Here is a 22,797-nt window from a genome sequence, read left to right on the forward strand (position 1 = left end):
GCTTTTTGAGGATGTCGGCAGCAGGGATGCTGCTGTCAAGCCCCCATGGAAGGGTTTACGGCGTTCCTCAAAAGGCTTTTCCCAGCCCAAAATGACGCCGAAAAGATCAAACTGAGAATTGCTTCCGCTATATCCAGTTGAAGCATTGGCAAGCTGTTTCCGATTATTCATGAGAGCCATGATATGAACTCGCAATCAAATGACTTATTAGATCAACCACATCCATCGGCCGATCACCTGGACTTGCTAGAAGCCGAGGCGCTGTTCATCCTGCGGGAAGTGACTGCGGAATGCCGCCACCCCGTTATGCTGTATTCCGGCGGCAAGGACTCGGCGGTATTACTGCATCTGGCCTACAAGGCATTTCATCCGGAACGAATCGGCCTTGCTCTACTGCACATCGACACCGGTCATAACTACGATGAAGTGATCGCCTACCGCGACCGTATGGCTGAACGCTACGATTGCCAACTGCACGTTCGTAACGTTGAAGATTCAATAAGGAAAGGTTCGGTACGTTTGCGGCATCCGCTGGAATCACGTAATTCCCATCAATCGGTGACATTGATGGAAGCGATCGCTGAATTCGGTTTCGATGCCTGTTTAGGCGGGGCAAGGCGCGATGAGGAAAAAGCGCGGGCCAAGGAGCGCATTGTCAGCGTGCGAGACGAGTTCGGCCAATGGGAACCTAAAAATCAGCGTCCTGAACTCTGGTCGTTGTACAACACGCGTGTGGCTCCGGGCAATCATGTAAGGGTATTCCCGATTTCGAACTGGACCGAGCTTGACGTTTGGCAGTACATCCAAAGAGAAGACATAGAGCTTCCCGAGCTTTATTTCTCCCATCTGCGTGACATCGTTCGGCGCGGCGACATTCTGGTACCGGTGACGCACCTGACGCCGGCGAATCAGGGCGAAACCGTAGAAACGATCAGTTGTCGCTTCCGAACGGTAGGCGACATTTCTTGCACGGCGCCGGTTGCGTCGACAGCCATCACCGTGGCCGACATTATCGCTGAAACGACGCAATGCCTGCTTACCGAACGCGGCGCCACGCGCCTGGATGACCGAGCCTCGGACGGGGCTATGGAACAACGCAAAAAAGAGGGGTATTTCTGATGAACCCATTAGTTCACCAAGCGTTACACACTGAAACAATTGAATTAGCACAAAATCAATGCCTGTCCGGTCTGCTGCGCTTTATCACCGCAGGTAGCGTCGATGACGGCAAAAGCACGCTGATTGGCCGACTGTTGTACGACACCGGCAACGTTGCCGCCGATCAATTGGCATCAATTCAAGCGACTTCACAGAAACGCGGACTGGCGGCAATCGATTGGTCACTGTTGACAGACGGCCTTATCGCCGAACGCGAACAAGGGATCACCATTGATGTTGCTTATCGCTATTTTTCGACGGCGCGGCGCAAATTCATCATCGGTGATGCACCCGGCCATGAGCAATATACCCGCAACATGGTCACCGCGGCGTCCAGTGCCGATCTGGCGATTTTACTGGTCGATGCTCGCAAAGGTGTCATTACTCAGACCCGCCGACATGCCTATCTGGCGCATTTGCTCGGCATCCGCGAGCTCGTGCTGGCGGTCAACAAAATGGACCTGGTCGACTGGCAACCATCGATATATCGATCCATTGTCGACGAATTCAACGCCTTCGTCAGTCAGTTGGGTCGGCATCATGTCCAAGCGATTCCCTTGTCAGCCCTGAACGGCACCAATGTGGCAACCCACGCGGAAGCCATACCGTGGTATGACGGCCCGAGCTTGCTCGAGCACCTGGAATCTATCCCGTCCCGGCGCGACGCCGATCAAACGCCAATGAGGTTGCCGGTCCAGCGTGTGGTGCGCGTGATGATGGGCAATGGCGCCAACGGCGCGACCGAAAAAGAATTCCGCGGTTATCAAGGCACGCTGGCTTCAGGTCACTTACACGTTGGCGACGAAGTGGAGGTCATGCCGTCAGGACAGCGGGCTCGTGTTACTGGCTTGAACATTGCGGAACAGGCTTTGCAAAAAGCCAGTGCGGACCGATCGGTGGTCGTGTCGCTGGATCGGGAAATCGATATATCACGGGGCGACATGCTGTCCGATCCGATCCAACTCCCGCGTGTTACCAAGGGCATAACGGCGGATGTCTGCTGGTTGTCGGAGCAGCCTTTGCAAACCCATGGCAAATATCTGATCAAGCACACGACTCGTTCAGTCAATGCGCTGTTTGATGACTTGATTTACCGAGTTGATGTCAACACGCTGGCACACGAGGCAGCCCCTGAAAGTGCGGTCATGAACGATATACTGCGGGTCAAACTGAAACTGCAGCAGCCGTTATTCGTCGACAATTATTCCGACAACCGCACTACTGGCAGCTTTATTGTTATTGATCCAGTCTCGTTTCATACGGTTGCGGCCGGCGTGATCATTTAGCCCTATAAGCGCAAGAAACGGTAACCACATGAACTGGAGCGAATACGTACAACTTTTGATCGGCCTGATTTCGGTGGTGAACCCGATCAGCGCGATGCCGATTTATCTGTCGTTGACCGCCCGTAAAAGTCCTGCTGAACGTCGACGAATCGCATTGGACAGCGCATTTGCAGTAGCGATGGTGCTGTTTGTGTCGCTGTTTGCCGGCGAACCCATCCTGCTGTTCTTTGGTATCGGACTTCCGTCTTTCCGCGTTGCCGGTGGTTTGTTGCTGCTGTTGATGGGTATATCGATGTTGAGGGCCAGTGATGACCGCTCCCGCCACACGCCGGAAGAAGATGCCGAATCGTACGACAAATCTTCGGTGGCCGTGGTGCCGATCGCCATCCCTTTGTTGGCGGGTCCCGGCGCGATCAGCACAACCATCGTCTATGCCCACCGGGACTTGTCCTTAGCGCACTATCTGCTGTTCAGCAGCGTGATCGTGTCTATTAGTTTGATCGTGTTGGTCTTCCTGTTAATGGCGCCAAGGATTGTCGCGATTATGGGGCAAACCGGGTTGAACGTGGTTACACGGGTGATGGGTCTGTTGTTGACATCGATCGCCGTCGAGTTCATTGTCGGCGGTACTGCGGAACTGTTTCCAATGTTGGCGGGCCGCTAAGTTATGGCCGGTTTACATCAATTTTCGATCCCAGTCTCTAAAACCAACCGAGCAGCCAAACCCGGCCGGTAAGACGGTTCGCCAACCGGCAATCCGTGATGGCTTTAAAGAATATTGACGTTTTGCTATCGTGGAAAAACCCTAAGATGAAGGCCAGTCTTTACAGAGTGGCTTGAATTATTAATAATACGCCTTACATTATTACCGTGATAAGGTACATTTTTTGAGGCATATGGGCAGCATAGAATTTTTACGCACAGTAATCAACGACGATGGCTTAGTTGCGACCAGCGCATTGGCCAAAGTGTTGCATATTACACAAAGCGACCTCGCGGAAGTCACCGGCTTATCGCGTGATTCGGTTTCTAAAAGCAACCGTGTCAAAAGTAAAGCAACACAGACCCGATTAAGGGATACCGTGGAAATCATCAATCGTGTAGCTGACTGGTCCGGTGGCGCGGGACGGGCTTTTGCCTGGTTTAGGTCCCAACCTTTACCCTCTTTTGGCGATAAAACGGCGGAAGATCTGGTTAAGGAGGGTCGTGCCGATGCCGTTAAGGCTTATCTGTCCCGGATTGCAGACGGCGGCTATGCTTGAAAATACCGGCTATTGAGTATTCCGGGATTGTTTACCGGGCCCACCACCCGATGTGGTCTTTCCGGCCGCTTTCCGGGGAAGGGGCTAAACAACATGGCGGGCGATTTAACCGTCCAGGCATAAGCGCCTTATATACGTCCCTTGACCCGACCACTGCCTGGATGGAAGCTCAGCAAGGTTTTCCGTTCAAACCACAGCCCATGACTTTGGTGGCTTATCAAGCCAGTTGCACCGACGTGGTCGATTTAACGAAGGTTAAAACACTAAAGGCACTCAACCTAACTAAAGGTGACTTGGCTTCTCCTTGGGAATACATGGCAAACCAAGGCCAGGAGCCGCCTACCTGGCAACTCGCCAAAAAATTACAAGAAATTGGATATGCAGGCGTTATTGTGCAAAGCTTTGCGCCGGGATGTAAGGAAGAAAATCGAAACCTGGTTTTGTGGGACTGGTCCGATGCCCCACCTCATCGTATTGCCGTAATAGATGATTTAGGGAGGCTGCCTAAATCCGTTGAATCTTGGAAAACCGATGGAAAATAAAGCCCGGGCAAGCCAACGGACCAGACCAAAAACGTGGTGAAAATCGGAAAAAATCCAGGGAGCAATCAATGCGTGTTTTAAGAAATAAAACGCCGAATAAAATCTCTTGAATTCAAGACTGTTCTCAATACCAAACGTTCGAGGATTTGTTTTTTGCTTAGTTACGCTAATAGGCGAGAACTTGTAGCGACAACGTGTATCGATCCAGCGTGAGGTAGTCGCCGAGTATTCACGATATTTTAATAGCTCAGGTCAGGCAAAAAGAAGGGCGTCATAAAGATCCTTAGGGAAAAGTATGCGGCTCGAACTTCACCGCATACTTCCGAGCCTCACATTCAATTCAAAATCACTGGATTTAATGATCGATCAAACCGGCGGTTTATAAAACGGATTTTTTTGCAGATTTACGCAACGTAGACCTAATTAGAAGTAAACTGCTACCCATTAACCAAAATGCGCCTGGCAAGGGTACTGGTCGGGTACTCAATGTAAAATCAAAGCCACTGTTTGAACCCATAAAGCTGTAGTTGGTTACAGAATTGCCAAAAGCATCTTCGATTGAACGGATACCGCCCCAGTAGCCGGTGCTTCCAAAGGCAGCTTCTCCCCAGCCTGCTCCGGTTAAACCGCTACGCCGTCCAACCGTGTTGCTTACATTGATGCCAAATTGAAACTGCTCGCCAAATTTAAAACTGAAGGTGCCCTCAATGAATTCGCTAATAGATTTTGATCCTGTCACGGATGTGGCGGCAGAGGAAAAGATTGTATGTGTCGATGTAAAAGTATCGAATGCCTGGACAATTACATTGGAAAAAGCCGAACCAGTTGCATCCAGATAACCTTCCAAATACATGTCAAACCGAAGCAAACCTAAAGAGCCTTGCATACTGGAATCCGGATGATTGATGACTACGAATTGTTCGTTCCAGCGGGTTTGGGCTGAAGCCGTGCTGATAGTTCCAGCTGAAAAGCTGGCCGTGGCATTGGTTTTGAAAATACCCCGATCACCATCTGATTCCGCTTCAGCAAATCCGCCGTTCACATCGGTTGATGATTGGTAGCAGGGGTTAATCTTAAAGACTTGTCCATCAGGAAAAAGCGGGGAACTGCCGCCAAAACCGGTGCTTGTAGTACAGGTAGCTGTTGCTGCCTGCGAGGTTTGCCATCCGGTTAGCGTTAAAGCTGCAACCGATAAAACACAGCATTGACTAAAAATTGATCTTCGGATTATGCGCATTGCTTTCATTTGGACCCCTGCTCATGAATTTCAAAATAACGACTTTTTACACAAACACAGTGACAGTCTATATTCATCAATAAATGTGAGTCAAATCACAAATTTAAGCCAGCCATTCCCAGTTTGAACTTTGAATGGAGCTTATAGGGATGGTATAACCCTTGCTAAGAATGCGGTAAACCCATTCATTAACGTTTGACGTCAGTGCCCGGCTACTCTGTAGCCCCGGCAAAGGTTGCCCCCCTTTTATCATAAAACTGAAATTTTCCCCCACAGTGCGCCATGAAACGAAAGGGGATTGTTAAAAGCCAGTGGCTCAGGAGTTTTTTTCAAGACTAGTATCCACCAGAAATTCTCAGTTTTAGCGTTTTAGCATTAATTAGGGCGAGGTAAGTCTGGCAAGGCACGCCGTGAACCCATCTATGGTGGCATTGCGATAGCGGTCCTGCTATCGACATCTTCGCCAAACTCACCTTAGCCCTTTCTTTGGTGTCAAATTAGGAATAGCAGGAGGTTCGACTTTAAATTGGACTATTTTCAGTCTTTATGATGGTGCCCATATTAGACTTATCAGTGAAAATGCACTTCTCGTGACTTCACCATATCACTGCGTTTCAAAACATAGCTGTCCGCATCATCATTGGATATCATTGATCCGTCATCATTTATCTGAACAAGTGTACCTTCATTCTTAATACGGTAGTGCCGTGTGCTTTCCCCGCCTTTTTTGGGTGTCAAGACAACGGTCTGTTTCTCTTCATTCCACGTGTATTTACCTTTTTCATAAAACTCCCTTGAGGACTCTTTTGCTGACTGAGTTACCAGCAGATAATTATTTCTTTGTTTTAAAGACAGGGTCGCTTTAATTCCTGCGCAATCTTTGCAAGGAAGGAATCCGTAGAAAACGCCATGGAAGTCCATGCTTTTATCGATAGGGGGTTTATGTGCGGCATGACCTGTTTCACTCTTTGCTCGCATTCTGAGGAAGCTTTCTTGAGCTTCGAGGTCTGTGGCTGCCATTGCAGGAATAGCAGGAAGCAGACTGATTAATAGAAACAAAGCCAGATTCTGTTTTAATTGTTTTTTTATTGCTAGCATGATGAGTTTCCGGAAAATGAAAATTGGGTTGTTGTATCCGAAAATTTACCAGATATATCCAATTTGCCAAAAAAAAGGGCTAAATTAACCCATATTAAATCTTATGTCTCTGTTTTATATGGATAATTAATTTTTATGCGGGTGGCAATGATCGATTAAAGTGACTCAAATTGATCATAATTTTCTGATTAGCAAGCTGTTGGTGCCATGTATGTTACGCTTTGAGTTATCCTTGTGCTCGGCGCTCGCCATTCATGGCATCTGGATCACGGCAATCCCTGCCGGGATGACGCCCCTGCTTAACGCGAAGTGTGCTTTATTAAATCGGTTTGCCACCGTTTACGCAGACCCTATCGATAATTCCTGCAGCCCAAGCAAAATCAGAGTCCTTTTGTGAGATTATTGGGAAACTTCAGTATCTTTATATTCAGGTCTAATTTTATGCTGATTTCTTAAAGATCTCGGGGCAGTTGTTTGGCTAGCCTAAGGTTACAGTGTTTTGGCTTAATCGACCTACACAGATAACTCAAGCAAATTTCTTTTTCAGTCGCCAAAAAACCACAGCCGAAGCCAGCACCATTCCACAAGCTGAACCTATCAGTATCAATCCCAGCAACAGGGTTTGCCTGAAGGCATAGTCCACCAGTTCTTTACCGCTGGTCTGAGTTTTTCGGGTCAGCGTCTCCACTTGAGTCGACAGGGCATCCAGCTTACCGGGAGCCAGGGTTTGATCGAAGGTTTGCAGCAATTTTACCAAGTCTAACGAGGTGGCTTTAATCTGGGCGGCTGCGGCCGTGTATTCGTTGATGCGGAAGGGCTCAGCGTCCGGGTTCGATGGGCGGGATTGAAGCTGGCGCACGACATCTTGAAAAGACTTTAGCGCGGCGTTTGACGCATCGGACATCAGTTTACCTGCGCTTAGCGCATCTTCGGTTTGTTTGGCGAGACTGACGAGGCCGGGTTGTTGTTCGTTCAGAGCTTGAACGATATGCTGGCGCTCAGTGCTGATGAGTCCGGGTAAGGTTTCTGCTGTTTGACTGAAGCGGTCAGCTGATTCTGCGACTTGAGCCGAACTGGCCAGCAGTTTTTCCATCTGAGGCATTTCCGCCGCCTGGATGATCAGTAATTCGGTTTCCCAGCGGATCAGTGTCGGCAGGTGCCTGGCCAGAAACAGGCCTCTTTCTGCAAATAGGCGAGAGCTAGCCAGTTCTCGAGTTGCGGGGTCCAGACCTGCCAATGGGTCTATGGAGAGCAGGTTGAAGACACTGCTGGTAATGCCTGCCTTGGGGCCACGGTTCATATGTGAAATTTCGGACGCGAAGCCCAGCGAACCTAAATCCCGAGGAGAGCGCGCATCAGGGTGTTGCTTGTGCCAGTCGAGAATGGCGGCGCGCAGTTCAGCGATCTGTTCTTTTTTTAGTGCCGTCTCGGCAATCCGCCAAATTTCCTTCTCTACTTCCTGAGATGCGTGTTGATAAGGTTCAGCTGATTCTCCGGAGAATCTGGGCTTCCAGAAATCTTCAAAATTCATCCGGTTTAAGCTGGCGAAGATGACCATGTCAAGGAGATTGGCATAACTGTTGGCCCCGGTGGCGATGGCCAATATATCAGTGGTGATGGCGATGCGTCGTTTAAGCAGGTTGAGTCTACCCGGTGCCTGGTCATCGTCCCTCTGCAGTTTACGAGCGGCGTTATTAAGCGCTTCTATCGCATTATCAGCAAAGCGGAGTAGCTCGGATTGCAGTTCGACAGGATCGGATGCTTCATTTTCCTGATTGATAGGAAATAGGGTGAACAGGCCCTTTTCCGGCAATTCCAGTGTGCTTCTGAGCAAGTTACAACCGCTCGCACTCAAGGTCAGAGCCAGCAGCAAAATGACTTTAGGCACCCATTGGTGGTAATTTGAACAGTAAGGCTGAAGCTCGCCGCGCATGAAGTACTCAACTCCCAAGGTGATTCCTGATTATAAAGATGCTTCAACAACAATGTCTTTCCGGCAATCCGTGCCGAGATGACGTGTTGTGACTGAGCTGATTGATCTTTATTATCAGGGGTGATTTAAGATAATTAACCACGCCTTCTGCCGGTATGGCACCCGAAAAGTCTATCTTATTCAAGGTGTTTGGAAAGCATCGAAAAGTAGTTTACCATCATTTTTAAGCAGCAGGTTTTGACCGAATAGGTCCAGCAATTCTCAGTTTGATCTTTTCGGCGTCATTTTGGGCTGGGGAAAGCCTTTTGAGGAACGCCGTAAACCCTTCCATGGGGGCTTGACAGCAGCATCCCTGCTGCCGAGATCCTCAAAAAGTTTCCCCAGCCCTTTTTCTCTTCAAATTGAGAATTGTTGGAATAGGTCGCGCCATAATCATGTAAGCTCTTTATGATTGTCTGCCCGATAAGATTGAAGTAACGTACCCTCTGAAGTAACTGCTCGCTCTCTTGGAATTGAGGGTGTAGGTGACTGATTGAAAAGGCTTCTGCAACGGGGATGGTTTCAAGCGTTTATTGAAATCAAGCACCGACACCCATTTATACCTTTCGCACTTCAAATTTCGGCAGCGCCTAAGGAGGCATCGGGTTGTTCGGCAAAGGCTTTGCCAGCATGGATGCTGGCATAGAGCCTACACGGATGTATTTACGGCGTCCTTTGACGGGCACCCCGGTGCCGAATTTCGATCTGCGATGGGTATAAATGGCTAAGTTTGCGTTAGTCGTTGAAAGTACATCAACGCCATCCATGGCATCTGGACTCCGGCAATCCCTCCGGGGCGACGCCAACTATTAACAAGCGTTGAAGTGGACATTCCTTTCAGTATTTGCGGTCCACTATTTTAAAATTTATCGGATCTGATTTTTTCAAAACTATATTTACTGTTGATATTACAACTCCTTACTTTATGACCATGCTGCCAATATTTTACTTTTACTATGGCTTCTAGGAGCCTTACAAAACGTCGCCGCCACCTTCGATACGCGATCAAATTAGATGCCACGCTGGTTTTGAGCAATGGGCAAAATTTCTCTTGCGAAATTCAAGATTTCTGTAGCTCTGGATTTCTATTAAGTCTTCACCCATCAAGCCAGGAATTACAATTTCCAGCTAATAAGAGGGTTCAGCTTCGTTTTTCGTTGAATATGGACACAGATGTTCGACCTGTTCAACTTGAAGTCAGAGTCATGCACGCGAGTGCCAATGGCATCGGTGTCTTTATTGAAAGTATCCCGACGGAAATTTTTAACGCCTTAAAAAATGAGGTTTTTAAGGTGTCCGGACCAACGACTCATGACCTTACTGAGTCAATCGAAGCAAAGCTGCATCAGGATAACTTAAAACAAATAAAAAATTGGCTTGATGATGAGTTGGTTGGGCTGCTCAACAGTTTTTTCCAGAGACTGGACGAGGATTTTAAAAAATCGGTTCATAAAATCTCAACTTCTGCGCTTGAGGATTTGATTACAACACTCAAATTTAACTACGATTCAATTACCAGTGAATTCTGTAATTCAGTTTTTTTAAACGTCGATAGCATGGCCGGTTCCAGTAATAGGGACAACAGCTTAAATTCTGAAACTATGGACAAGCTTTCTCTGGTAGAAAAGGATGATTTTGAAGATTGGTTAAATCTATCGGCAGTTATCAGGCGGTTAACCAAACGCTTTGAATACCCACTTACTCAAATAAACAGCCAATTGAAACGGTTATTTGGCCATTGGGCCCGCGATGTTAAAAATCCAATCAGCCCTGATGCTTTATGCGATAACTTCCGCGAACTTATTCTGCAATTAAATTTAGAAATCACGATCAATCAAACGCTTTATTCAGCGTTTGAAAAAGTCTTAACGGAAAATTTGGAGACGTTGTACGAGCATTTTGAGCGTTTGTTATCCAGATTGAGTGCTCCCGTGCCGACGCGTACTCAAGTTGTTAACCATCCTGAACAGATCGCAATCGACAATGGTTATTTGGGGGATCCGGTATTTGAGTTTCATAACAACAATGCCAAGACGCTGGTTAATGCCTTTGCCGGTAAAGAAGACGTTAATCTAAAAAAGCCGACAGCAGTTGAAATGTCCAAAAGGTTGCTGGATCTGTTAAACCAAAACCGGCCTTATTCAGATAGGGGTTCATCCCGCCAGGATAGCGATTCTCAAGTGTATTTTTCAGCGGAAGAAGTCATCGCAATGATTTCAAAAATGTATAAAAATTCTGCTGTAGGGGACAGAAATGACCCTGCTTCAAGCACTTTGCTGCATAAATTCATTCGAGACAAGTTAAGCAATACAACAGCGATACCGGCCTCATTTTCTAAACAGGATGTCCATAATATTGAGGTTTATGAAAAATTTTTCGATGCCTTATTCAATGACGTGGCTATTTCTCCTGAAATCAGAGCTTATATGGAGCGCATGCAGCTATCGCTTCTTGAGCAAACGTTGCAAGGTAACCACTTTTTAAATAATGACTCTCACCCTATCAGAAATATCCTCAATCAATTAGCGTCTTTGGAATCGGCAGTAAAAGAGAATCGGATCATCAAAAGAACGCCTGTAAAAAACACCCTGGACAAACTGGTCTTACGAATACTCCAGGAAGCGAGTACTAATTCGTCGGTCTTTGCAGAAGTGGAGCAAGAGTTACAAGAGGTTACGCAACAGGTCAAAAAATCGGCAGATCTGAGTACCAAAAGAATCATCGAATCTTATGACGGTCAACAGCAACTGGAGTTGGCAAGACGCCATGTTCAGCAGGAAATTGATAAGCGCATTGCCGGAAAACTGATACCTAATTGTATTTTGTTGTTGTTGAATTCGGGATGGCAGCATTTATTGGTTCTGCTCGAACTGGATACGGAAAAATCAACAGACGTAAAATCGGCTCATTACCGTGTAATCGATGATTTAATTCGTTGGCTGTCCTTTCGGGGCGACCTTGACGCAGAAATCGAGGCGATCACTCAAACCATTACTTTTATCGATGAGAAGCTCGGTTCGATTGCCCCCAATGCATTTAATCACTTTAAAGTCATGGAGGATTTAAGGCGCTATTTGGTAGGTGTCGAATCTCTTGCCGAGAGAAAACGCTTGGAAACAGTCTATGTTGACAGGCTAACAGAACCTGAATCGCTAAACAAAAGCAGCCCTATGGACCTTTGGGCGCTTCAAGTGGAACAATTAGAAGCAGGTGACTGGATAACCTTGTTTAAGAAGCCGGATATATTCGTGCCTCTGAAGCTTGTCTGGAAAGGTGAGTTGCCGGAAATTCTAGTCTTTGTTGACAGGGATGGCTTGAATAAGACGGAAATGACCCAACTAGAGTTGACTGAACTTCTGCGGAAAGGGGAGGCAAACCCCCTGGAAAATCCGGATGAACCGTTGACGGACAGGACCGCGCAGGTGATGCTGCAGAAGATGCATGAAAAGCTCATTTACAACGCAACCCATGATGCTGTTACCGGCTTGTTAACAAGAGATGAGTTTATTAAACAGTTGAAATACGAGCAGGCAAAACAAGGTGACACTCAGTACCTGCTTTGCCACTTGAAAATCCTGAATTTCCCGATGTTAACCTCTGTGTGCGGAGTAGACGCGGGTAATCAACTGTTGATAAGCATCACGCATATTTTGACCAAACAATTAACGAATCACGAAACACTGGCCCGTTTAGGTGACAAAACGTTCGGAATCTTGTTAAAAAGCAGTCCCAAAGTAGACGGTTTGGACCGGGCTCAGTCATTAGTCAACCTTATCACCGCAAGCCATTTTGAATGGGAAAATAACAGTTTTCCCATTAATGCCAGCATGGGACTGGCCCCCTTTATTGAAAACGGGTTTGATCCCCAGCAGCTTTTGCAACACGCTGTTTCTGCCTGTATTTTAAGCGAACAGTCCGGAAATAATCTCATCAAACTGTTCAGCGAAGAAGACGAAGATTTAAAAGATCAATACACAATACAGGCATTTGCCGGGCAGATAGATAAAGTACTGTCAGAAAACAGGCTGTTTTTAAGGTGCCAAAAGATAGTCGCCGTAGACACTGAAAATAACTGTCATACGCATTACGAAATTCTTCTGGGGATTAAAGATGAATCGGGAAATACGATTTTACCGGATCATTTTATTCCGGCCATTGAACGGCTCAAACGCATGCCGGAAGTGGACACATGGGTCATCACGCATGCTTTTAAATGGATTGAAGATAATAGGGCATTTTTTGATGGGATCGACGGCTTTGCCATTAATCTATCAGGGCAATCCATCAATTCCGAGGCGTTTCTCGACTTTTTAACCCGGCGCCTTGATTCCATTAGTTTCCCTGGTGAAAAACTAACGTTTGAAATTACCGAAACGGTTGCTGCCGATAGTTTTGCTCATGTAAAAAATTTCATTCACAAAATCAAAGAATATGGATGCCGGTTTTCGCTGGATGATTTTGGTTCAGGCTATTCGTCTTATGCCTATCTGAAAAATCTGAATATTGATTATTTAAAAATCGATGGTGCTTTCGTCAAAGACATTACCGAAAACAAAGCCGATGTTGCGATTGTAAAATCGATGAACGAAATTGCTCACTCATTGGCGATGAAAACCATTGCAGAATATGTCGAAAGCAATGAAATTCTCGATATTTTAAAAGCTATCGGGGTTGACTTTGCGCAAGGCTACTACATTGAAGAACCGAAATTATTATCAGAACTGGTCAATAAAAGCGATGTAAGCGGACAGGACTTGGCGCCGGAGACATTGGCTGTTGATACAACGACGGAACCGCAAGTGGATACCCTTGCTGAACAGGACTCCGTCGTTACGGATTCGGAGAAAGATGACGATAAAAAACAAAGCGGTGGCGAAGGATTATTAGAGGGTGATGACTTCTGGGGCTTTTAAGTATATTGGCCCGCATGCTTAAGTGCTGGTAGGTCAACGCTCTAAAATAACGAGTCAATTTAACCCTGAAAGTAGCTTTAAAAAGGCACTGTTCGAGTTAGTAGTTGACAGTAAATCAACACCGTCATTCCGGCATGGATTGCCGGAGCCGTTAGACCGCGTAAGCGAATCCAGGTCACAAGGATTTGAAAGCCCAACGCCATCCATGGCTTCTGGACCCCGGCAATCCCTGCCGGGGCGACTCCCACTTTTAACGCGAACATCGCTTATAAAAACCGTTCGTAGTGATCTCTTCAAAAAGCCTCCTGATTATAAAGATGCTTCAGAAACAGCGTCTTTCCGGCAGGGATTGCCGGAATCTAGAGCACAAGGATGTGTTCGACGCTCGCCATCCATGGCATCTAGATCTCGGCAATCCCTGCCGAGATGACGATTTTTGACTCAGCTGATTGATCTTTATAATCAGGAAAAGCCTTTACAGTACTTTACCTGCTCCCATTACGCGAATACCCGCGTGGTTAGCGGGTATAAGGGTGTAAGTTGAGCCTCTTGGACGACAAACCGGCAACTGACGTTACCGGTAATGCCGTCAACAGATTAGAACGCGATTACTTTAATGCGACGGTCTCGGCACGGTCAACGATATCGAGTGTTATTTTGCCTTCCTGAGCTAACCAGCCAATACTGCGTTGGATAATTTTTTCTTCTTCCGAAAGCTCCCGAACCAATTTTGATACAGGAGTTGCGCCATTTTCAGACAGGTAATTCCAAATACTGCCGGCGGTCAAGCCGATGCGTTCAGCAACAGAAATTTCAGGCGCTACCTCAACAGCAACCGGTTTGGCCGTCTCGGCTTTTGCCTTTTTAGCGGGTGCCTTAGCCGGACTGGTTTTTTTAGGTTCTGCTTTGGTTTCGACGGTTGCAACGGGCTTTTCAGCTTTCACTTTTGGCGCTACGGTTACAACCGTAGTTTCTTCAGGTTTAGCTACAGGTGTGGGTTTTTCAGTAGTGGTTTTTGGCTTTTTCATAATGATATAAACAATAAAGAGGATAAAAGATAGTATCAACCATTCAAACATAAAGGTACTCCCTTCAGTTAAGGCGATTTTACGCGAGTTTTGAAATATAAGTAAAAGCAGATAAAGCATATTTCTCGAAATAAGGGCATAAATTGAAATAACTTAACGATTATTGAGATTTCAGACAGGAGCGATTTCTTGATCCAAGGTGATTGAAATCGCTCTTACAGAGGGTTTCGGGAGCTGATTGTTTCAGGAAATAGCAAGCATATAGAGCGTCTTGGATCAGTGCTTGCGCGGCTTAATTTGCCTTTAGCTGAGCATACAGATTGATGATGCGTTCAGCCAAACCCAAATGGCTCGCGTAGACGACGCCGCAATGATTCATAAACGTCGAATCAGGGCCATTGAGCGGCAAGGGATTTCCTGCGATATCGCAGGCGATCGCTCCGGCTTCGTGGAATAAACAAGCCGTTGCTGCATAATCCCAGACACTGCCACCGCCGGGCTGAATTTTGGGGAATTTAAAATAGCAAGCTGCTGGCTTTTCCAGAACCAGACAGGCATTCATCGCGGCCCCACCCTGCAATAGCAAGGTCGATCCGGCATAGCCCAGGTCAAGGGCGATGACGTTCAGTTCGGCCCGTACCGTATCGAAAAGCGGAAAATCTGCAAAACTTCTATCGGTTATGAAGGTTAACTTTTGGTCTGATGCAGGAGCTATTGTTTTCAGTTTTAGCGGTTTGCTGTTGCAAAATGCGCCATGGCCTTTAATGGCATGGTAAAGCGTTTGTTCTACCGGGTCGTATATCACACCCAAATGCGCTTCGCCGTCACGAGAAACCAGTGCGATAGAGACGGCATAACCCGGTATCGATTCGATAAAGGGGAGGGTGCCGTCCAGCGGGTCGATGCACCAGAAATAATCTTTTTCCAGCCGTTGACGATTATCAGGGCGTTCTTCGGACAATAAGGCGAGGTCAAATCTTTCGCAGGTAGGCAGCAGGATTTGTAAAATGATGTCCTGGCTCAGGTGATCGACTTCTGTGACCACTTGTGACGCCAGACTTCCCCCGCCTTGCTTGGTATTAACCGTGATGGGGTGATACGATTTTTCTGCAATCAAGCGCCCGGCCTGATAGGCCGCTGAGATCGCGCATTGACTGAGCAGGAACAGATCATTGACGGTCAGTTTCATGCAATCTCCTGCTCTGCAGCATGCAATTGCGCCACGACTTCCCGCGCCAGTCGTTCACTGTAACTGTTGATTTTCCAATGGCCGGGGCTCCAGCCTTTCAAAAACCGGTGAAAATCGGTCCACGCGACTGGGTACAAGGCGCGCCAGTTTTGCTCAACCGCATCAGGATCAACGTGTTTTTGTCTGGACTTTAATGCCGCTTTCAGCGCAAGAAAGTACACGTCTAATAACTGTGCTTCCTTGCGCTGACATTCGTCTTCATTCAGGCAACTGCCGATAAAGTAGGCGACATCTTTAATCCCACAACCGCCGCCGACATATTGAAAATCGACGGCAGCCACGCTTTTGCCGTCGCGTGAAAAACAAAAATTGGCCAATTTGGCATCTCCATGTACAACTGTTTGAAAGGGACTGTTTCTTAATTTCCGGTCAATCGCGCCTGCGGCATTTTTTAGCGCAGTATCCTTTAATGCCAGTAATTCATCCGGCCGGGTTTCCAAATGCCAATAAGTGCCGGTTGGCCATAAGCCCCCCGGTTTCTCATTCATGAAGGTCGCATGAAAGTTTGCCAGCCAGACAAGGCAGTTGGCTAATTCATTCGCCGTGACGGACGATCTGCGCTCAGGAAACCCGCTGGCATTGAGGTCTTCCAACACGATCAAAACCTCATCGCCTTGAGATTCAAACGCCAAACAAGCGGGCACGCGGCAAGCCGAATCGCAAGAGTGGCTCCACTGTCCGTACCAGACCGTTTCAACCTGATAGGAGCGCATTTTTCTCTGGTGCGATAAATCACTGTTCCAGCCGCGTGGATGCCGACCCTGGCTAGATACATCGACGTGTTTGACCACAACGCTAGGCATCGTGCCGCCTTTTAATCCATAGCGCACGATTTTCCCATAGCCACTCCACAGACTCTGAATAACCCCTATTTCAAACAGCGCACTGGCGCCCGTTGCCTTGAGGATAATTGCTTGAAAGTGATGGTTCATGATCAGGAGGAATAAGAGGGCAGGAGTAAATGCTCAAAAAATGTCATTTGAACATAAATCATAGGGTCCGAAAACATCATTCTCAGTGAAGTTGGCGGTTGTCAACGTTAAAGGCAATGGGAAAATGGTTATTTCGGAAAGTTTTTGGCGTAATTTTGGACATAAAAAAACCGGCGCAATGCCGGTCTTTTTTGCGGTCGATAAATCCGATTTATTGCTAGTTGCTTTTAAACAGGTCGTTCGATTTTTTTGAATCGTTCTTTGATTTTTTCTCAGCCTTCTTTTCTTTCGGACTCAGAGCGGGTTTTTTCTTATCTTCTTTATTGCTTTTCTGTGTTTTACTCATGACTCTCTCTCATTGACGTCTAATGTCTAAAAATCGGCAGACGGATTACTGGGCGCTAATAAATATATTTGAAGCATAGAGACTTTTAGGTTTCAGTGTCGGTGCGTTAGCGCACATAGCCGGGTCTTTATTTTGAATAAAGTGAGCCTAAAAAGACTCGACGGTGCAACTCATATTATTCGCTTGATCATGGGTTTCTCGAAGATTCCATTCGGTTTTTAACTGAAGAATTTCCGGTAAAACGCTCATGAATGCGGCAAGTATTTGCGAATCGAAATGTTGTCCCGCACTTTCACTCATAAAATCCAGGATTTTTTCCAGCGGCCAGGCGTCTTTATAAGGCCGGTTCATTGCCAGCGCGTCGAAGACATCAGCAATCGCTACGATTCGGGCTGATTCAGGAATATTTTCCCGATCCAAACCATTGGGGTAACCGCTGCCATCCCATTTTTCGTGATGGTTTAATGCTATTTCTGCGGCCAGTTTGAAAAGCGGCGCATCACTTTTGGACAGAATGTCATAACCGATTTGTGCATGACTCTGCATGATGCGCCATTCGTCCGCATCAAGCTTGCCTGGTTTTCGCAAAACCCGGTCCGGAATGCCGATTTTTCCGGTGTCATGCATCGCTGCCGCCATTTCAAGCAACTCGCATTGCTGAGCAGACCAACCCAGATTTTTTGCCAATGCGCGTGAATAAGCCGCCATCCGCCAAATGTGGACGCCGGTATCGTTATCGTTGTAATGACCCGCTTCGCCGAGCATGAATATCGCATCCCGGTGGCTGCGTTCCAGCTGACTTGAGAGCACCAGCGATAAATGAGTTCTTACCCGGGCGCGCACGATACCGGCAGACACCGGTTTGTTTAAATAGTCGACACAGCCGGTTGCGAAACCCGCTTCTTCATTGCCCCGTTCCGACAGCGAGGTTACAAAAATGACCGGTATGGCTTCCGATGTTGAGTTGGCTTTCAGTCTGCGGCAAACTTCATAGCCATCCATGCCGGGCATTTGAATGTCCAACAAAATCAGGCTGGGGTTATGTTTGCTTACCGCTTCCAGGGCTTCGGCACCACTTCGCGCGAACACAAGCCGATAATCGTCCTTGAGGATTTGGCGCAACGCAGCAAGATTGGCCGACTCGTCATCAACAATAAGTATCGGTCTATAAGGCATGGTCGGTATCAATGGGAGTTAGCATGATTACAATCTCTTTATTAATGCCTGAGTTGAAGTGATAGCGGCCTGAAAATCAAAATCAGCCAGTTGGTTTTTAATGCGCTCATAGTCGGCGCTTGGCAATTTGTCTTGTAAACCGGCCAGCAGCGGTTCGGCAAAATCCGGATTATCCTGATTAAGCGCGTCAACCAACTGTTCCAATTGTTCCCGCAGTTCCGCAAGTTCAGCAGGATCTTTGGGAAAATCAACCGTGTTTTGGCTTTCATCAATCCGAATGTTTTTATTTTCCCAATGGACTATCGATTCGCACACTTGATCGATGGCTTCCTGTAATACCTGCGTTGCCTCCGGAGTCAATTGACCTGCCGCCAGCATCGCATCAACTTCTTGTGCTTGCGCCATCACCACCGGCAGGGACAGATTGCCGGAAACACCTTTTAGTTTGTGCGCCAGTGCTTTGGCTGCTGCGTAATCGTTTTGGTCCGCATATTGACTGATCTCGCGGCCAGAATCAGCATAACGCTCAACAAATTTGTTCAAATACGTCAGGAAAACAGCTTCACTTCCCCATTGCACGAGTCCTGTGTCGACATCAATACCGGGGAACGCTAAATTTTCCGTGCTAATGGGCTGGTCATGTAATTCCGGCCTGGATTCCGGTGCCTCGGTATAACAGCCGGTATGGCGTTGAATGATAGAAATCAGTTGCTCAACATTGAAGGGTTTCGTCAGAAAATCATTCATACCGGCCTCAAAGGCCGCGTCTTTCAGCGATTCGAAGGCGCCTGCAGTCAATGCGATCACCGGCAATTGCTGCAAGCGCTCATCCTGGCGGATCTTTTGTGTTGCAGTATAGCCGTCCATGACCGGCATTTGTATATCCATCAAAACAATATCCACGGCTCCGGAGTGACTCTTCAACCAGTTAACGGCTTCTTCACCGTCATTAGCCGTGCTTACGATCGCGCCATCGGCTTCCAGTATGTTTAGAGCGACCTCCCTGTTTATTTCACTGTCATCGACAACCAGCACTCGAACCCCCTGGATTCGCAGTTGCTCATCCGGCGTCGCTAGCGATGCTTCAGCCACACAAACCTGCTTATGCCGGCTCAAAACACTGGCAACGGTATCCAGGAGAGACGAAGGGGTTATCGGCTTGGTGATTATCCTGTCCACACAGGCGATGCCGGGTTGGGCAAGCAGTGCTCCGTGTTGATCGGTTGCAACCATCATCAGAATCGGTATAGGTGAGCGGTTTTGACTGGTTTTAAAGAGTTGTTGAATGGCATCCGCTGTAGTCAGGCCATCCTGGTCGGGCATTTTCCAGTCCAGAATGATCAGATCATGCGGGGAGTGGTTTTCCCAGCGGGCAACAAAATGAGCAAAAGCGTCTTCTCCGGAATCTACCACGTCGGCCTTCCAACCCAGGCTGATTAAAGTACGAGACAGGGTGTCACTAGACGCTGGACTAGCGTCTGCCACCAAAACATCAAGGCCAATCAACGGCGAAGACGCTACTGAGTGGAAATCCCGATGCAAGGGTAATACAAACCAGAATTTGCTGCCTTGTCCCTCGACACTGTTAACTTGTAATTCTCCTCCCATTAACTGAATCAGATGTTGGCATATCGCCAAGCCCAGTCCGGTGCCTCCAAATCGGCGACTGATCGAACTATCGGCTTGCGTGAAGGGTGAAAATATTTCGCGCTGCTTGTCCGCTGAAATACCAATGCCGGTATCGCGGACTTCAAATCGTAAAAAGAGGTTTTGATCATTTTCCGATTCAACACGGATGCGAAGTTCAACTTCGCCCTGTTCTGTAAATTTGATTGCGTTGCTGACCAGATTAGTCAGCACTTGCTGTAAACGCAAGCGATCGCCGATCAAGCCATCTATGTCAAGAGGGGGTTTAATGATTAATTCTATGGCTTTACCGCGGGTAAAACTCGCCATCAATTCAGCAATCTGGTTCACTATTTCCGAGAGCCGGAAAGGGTATGACTCGATTTCAATCCGTCCTGCTTCAATTTTAGAAAAGTCCAGAATATCGTTAATAATGGTTAGCAAGGATTGACCCGCGTTATGAATCTTTTGCACTAACTGCCGTGTCTCGTTATCCAGGGTACGTTGTTCCAGCAAGTAGCAAAATCCCAGGACAGCGTTCATTGGCGTGCGGATTTCATGGCTCATATTGGCCAGAAAGGCGCTTTTAACTTGAGACATCCGCTCAGCTTCTTGCTTGGCGCTTTCCAGCGCCATCGTCCGTTCTTCTACCAGTTGTTCCAAATGATCGCGATACTGTGTCAGTTCAATCGCACTTTGTTTACGGCCTGAAACGTCTTGTTTGATAGAAATGTAGTGATGTATCACGCCCTGTTCATCAAATACCGGCGTAATGACTTGTTCTTCGGTATAAAAAGTGCCGTCCTTGCGGCGATTGATGAGTTCACCTTGCCAGACATTTCCTGTTGATATGGTTTGCCAAAGCGCTTTGAAGAAGCTTGGGCTTTGTTGGCCCGAATTGATTAACGGCCCCAGTCGTTGCCCAATTGCTTCGCTGCTGCTATAGCCTGTCAAGATAGTGAATGCCGGGTTGATCCATTGCACAACGCCGCGGTGGTCCGTAATTATAATGGCATTGGCGGCCGTTTTCAGCGCGCTGCTTTGTAGCAGCAGGACTTCTTCGTCCCGTTTGCGCTGGCTTATGTCCTGGGCCGTAGCGACTCGGTAGATGATGGCATTATTGGTGTCTCGGACACTGACCACCGCGACTTGAACCTCAAAGGACGTACCATTGGCATGTCGGTAAACCGAGTCATATCGGTTTTGCCCTAACTGATCGGCGAGTTGTAAGTATTTAATAATGTCAGCACTGTTTTCAACGGCATATAATGATGGAACCCACTTCCCGACTAAGTCTTTAGGTGAGTCATATCCCAGCATGGCGGCATACGCCGGATTACAGACTACTATGCAATTGCTGACAGGGTCGCTGATAGTAATACCCTGAGCGCAATAGTGAAAGGCATCGGCCCAGCGTTGTCGTTCCATTTCCAGGTGTTTTCTTTCGGTAATGTCCTGCAGGGTACCCATTATTCGGGAGGGTTCGCCGTTTTGATTGCGTTCCAGTCCACCGTAGCCCAATAACCAGCGCTGATTACCCAGGCTGTCAACAATCCGGAACTCCAGGCCGGCAGGTTTGATGCCCGATTGACAACGGTACAGCCATTTTTTCATGGTAAAGCGATCATCAGGGTGCAGTAATTGCAGAAATTGATCCGCCTTGGGCGGAGCGTCTGTTTCCGGTGATAGGCCAAAAAGCCTGAATGTTTCATCACTCCAGTTTACTTGCTGAGATTCTAGTTCTATCACCCAACTGCCAATATGCGCAATCGCTTGGGAATCCGCCAATAGCCGCCTTTTTTCTCGAATGCGGTTTTCCATCAATTTACGTTCGGTCATGTCGAAATGGGTGCCTATCATCCGTATCGGCTGGCCATGACTGTCACGCTCGACGACCATGCCTCGATCAAGCATCCAGAGATATTCACCCGAGCGGTTTTTGATCCGGTGCTCGCTTTGGTAAAACGGGGTTTCACCTTCAAAATGTTTTTGGATAGCCTTCATCGCTTTGCCGAGGTCGTCCGGATGCACTCGCTTTGACCATTCTTCAAGGCTATCGGACACTTGCTTTTCACCAAAGCCGAGCATGGATTTCCAGCGGCTGGAATAAAATACCTTGCCGCTTATAATGTCCCAATCCCAGACGCCTTGATTACTGCCCTCCAGCGCGAATTGCCAGCGCGCCTCACTGTCTTGATTCATTTTTCGCTGGCGGGCGTTGGCCTCTTGTAATGCGATTTGACTCTGCTTCATTTTTTCAAAAACAAAACTGAACAGCACGCCCATTATGGAAAATGTGGCAATGGAAAAGAGATGGTCAACATTTTCCAGCAACCAGGAGTCTTGATGGGGGATAAAAAAATAGATTCCTAAAGCAGTAGCCACGACCGTGGCAAAAACTCCCCCCCTCAATCCTCCAAGCCATGCACTTAAAAACAGAGCCGGAGACATCAGTAACCAAGTGGGAATGGGGATATAGGGCATGATCTGCCGCTGCAGCATTGCTGCGATTACAGGAATGATGACCGCTATTGCAAAGCGAAAGACTTGCTTATCGAGTAACTGCATTGACATAGTAAGCCTCATTCAAAATCAGGGGGCATCGTTTCAGGTTATGCCAAATGGGTTAGATGATCTGCATGACACGGTGAACGCGGAGTATCCGGATCGGTAAGTGTCTGTTTGTGTAATAGCAGAATGAATTAGAGCAAAGATAGGTACTTGCTCACCACCCAAAGCCGAAAAATTAAGTCCATCGCAATATATCGATAGGCTGTGTCGTAGAAGCGGGCCATGCCCGCGACCGAATGGGCATGGCCCGCTTTTACTAAATAGTGCCTGAACGATAATCTTTTATCATATAAAAAACAACAAGTTATGATATAATTGGTCGTTGAAGATTCGCCAAATCCTTTATGGCTTGATAACTGCTTAATATTAGTAACCTGCTGATAATTAATAGTATTCTTTTT

Annotated in this window: 17 protein-coding genes; 6 read left to right on the forward strand and 11 right to left on the reverse strand. The window is 47.4% G+C overall.

Annotated elements, in window-relative coordinates; genetic code table 11:
- Positions 1-183 precede the first annotated feature (183 nt).
- The 5 genes from cysD (at position 184) to Q7V32_RS00695 (ending at position 4,248) form a co-directional block, all read left to right on the forward strand.
- On the forward strand, positions 184-1,119 hold the full coding sequence (gene cysD / locus Q7V32_RS00675) for a sulfate adenylyltransferase subunit CysD (protein ID WP_304895066.1): 936 nt from the start codon (positions 184-186) through the stop codon (positions 1,117-1,119).
- Positions 1,119-2,444 (forward strand): sulfate adenylyltransferase subunit 1, encoded by a 1,326-nt coding sequence (locus tag Q7V32_RS00680; RefSeq protein ID WP_304895067.1) that lies wholly within the window; start codon positions 1,119-1,121, stop codon positions 2,442-2,444. Before cysD ends, Q7V32_RS00680 begins: the two co-directional genes overlap by 1 nt.
- A 28-nt stretch (positions 2,445-2,472) precedes the next feature.
- Positions 2,473-3,108, forward strand: a complete 636-nt coding sequence (locus Q7V32_RS00685; protein WP_304895068.1) for a MarC family protein — start codon at positions 2,473-2,475, stop codon at positions 3,106-3,108.
- Positions 3,109-3,340: 232 nt separating this feature from the next.
- Entirely contained in the window at positions 3,341-3,706 is a 366-nt protein-coding gene (locus tag Q7V32_RS00690) for an antitoxin Xre/MbcA/ParS toxin-binding domain-containing protein (RefSeq protein WP_304895069.1), read from the forward strand.
- A complete protein-coding gene (locus Q7V32_RS00695) occupies positions 3,703-4,248 on the forward strand; it encodes an RES family NAD+ phosphorylase (protein ID WP_304895070.1) in 546 nt (181 codons plus the stop codon). The genes Q7V32_RS00690 and Q7V32_RS00695 overlap by 4 nt, the downstream gene beginning before the upstream one ends.
- 379 nt (positions 4,249-4,627) lie before the next feature.
- On the opposite strand, the gene Q7V32_RS00700 is transcribed toward Q7V32_RS00695, so the two are convergent.
- The 3 genes from Q7V32_RS00700 to Q7V32_RS00710 form a co-directional block, all read right to left on the reverse strand.
- On the reverse strand, positions 4,628-5,494 hold the full coding sequence (locus Q7V32_RS00700) for a hypothetical protein (RefSeq protein WP_304895071.1): 867 nt from the start codon (positions 5,492-5,494) through the stop codon (positions 4,628-4,630).
- 561 nt (positions 5,495-6,055) lie between these two features.
- Positions 6,056-6,583: a copper resistance protein NlpE gene (locus Q7V32_RS00705; RefSeq protein WP_304895072.1), complete on the reverse strand. Its 528-nt coding sequence runs from the start codon at positions 6,581-6,583 to the stop codon at positions 6,056-6,058.
- A gap of 526 nt (positions 6,584-7,109) precedes the next feature.
- Positions 7,110-8,534 carry a hypothetical protein gene (locus tag Q7V32_RS00710; protein ID WP_304895073.1) on the reverse strand — a complete coding sequence of 475 codons (1,425 nt, stop codon included), beginning with the start codon at positions 8,532-8,534 and terminating at the stop codon, positions 7,110-7,112.
- A 977-nt stretch (positions 8,535-9,511) separates the two neighbouring features.
- Here Q7V32_RS00710 and Q7V32_RS00715 point away from each other — a divergent pair.
- Entirely contained in the window at positions 9,512-13,468 is a 3,957-nt protein-coding gene (locus tag Q7V32_RS00715; protein WP_370691392.1) for a DUF1631 family protein, read from the forward strand.
- Between the two features lie 77 nt (positions 13,469-13,545).
- Here Q7V32_RS00715 and Q7V32_RS00720 read toward each other — a convergent pair whose 3' ends face one another.
- The 8 genes from Q7V32_RS00720 to Q7V32_RS00755 form a co-directional block, all read right to left on the reverse strand.
- Complete coding sequence (locus Q7V32_RS00720) at positions 13,546-13,731, reverse strand: hypothetical protein (protein WP_304895075.1); 186 nt, start codon at positions 13,729-13,731, stop codon at positions 13,546-13,548.
- A gap of 345 nt (positions 13,732-14,076) precedes the next feature.
- Complete coding sequence (locus Q7V32_RS00725; RefSeq protein ID WP_304895076.1) at positions 14,077-14,547, reverse strand: winged helix-turn-helix domain-containing protein; 471 nt, start codon at positions 14,545-14,547, stop codon at positions 14,077-14,079.
- A gap of 241 nt (positions 14,548-14,788) precedes the next feature.
- The gene (locus Q7V32_RS00730; RefSeq protein WP_304895077.1) at positions 14,789-15,685 is read right to left on the reverse strand and encodes a 3'(2'),5'-bisphosphate nucleotidase CysQ; all 897 of its coding nucleotides are present in this window, start codon (positions 15,683-15,685) and stop codon (positions 14,789-14,791) included.
- Entirely contained in the window at positions 15,682-16,677 is a 996-nt protein-coding gene (locus tag Q7V32_RS00735) for a phosphotransferase (protein ID WP_304895078.1), read from the reverse strand. Before Q7V32_RS00735 ends, Q7V32_RS00730 begins: the two co-directional genes overlap by 4 nt.
- 217 nt (positions 16,678-16,894) lie before the next feature.
- Positions 16,895-17,023 carry a hypothetical protein gene (locus tag Q7V32_RS00740; protein ID WP_304895079.1) on the reverse strand — a complete coding sequence of 43 codons (129 nt, stop codon included), beginning with the start codon at positions 17,021-17,023 and terminating at the stop codon, positions 16,895-16,897.
- 147 nt (positions 17,024-17,170) lie between these two features.
- Positions 17,171-18,199, reverse strand: a complete 1,029-nt coding sequence (locus Q7V32_RS00745; protein WP_304895080.1) for an HD domain-containing phosphohydrolase — start codon at positions 18,197-18,199, stop codon at positions 17,171-17,173.
- A gap of 27 nt (positions 18,200-18,226) precedes the next feature.
- Positions 18,227-22,399: a PAS domain-containing protein gene (locus Q7V32_RS00750; protein WP_304895081.1), complete on the reverse strand. Its 4,173-nt coding sequence runs from the start codon at positions 22,397-22,399 to the stop codon at positions 18,227-18,229.
- Between the two features lie 128 nt (positions 22,400-22,527).
- A partial coding sequence (locus tag Q7V32_RS00755; protein ID WP_304895082.1) for a hypothetical protein occupies positions 22,528-22,797 on the reverse strand: 270 nt, incomplete at its 5' end.

The organism is Methylicorpusculum sp., from assembly GCF_030651835.1.
Lineage (GTDB): Bacteria > Pseudomonadota > Gammaproteobacteria > Methylococcales > Methylomonadaceae > Methylicorpusculum.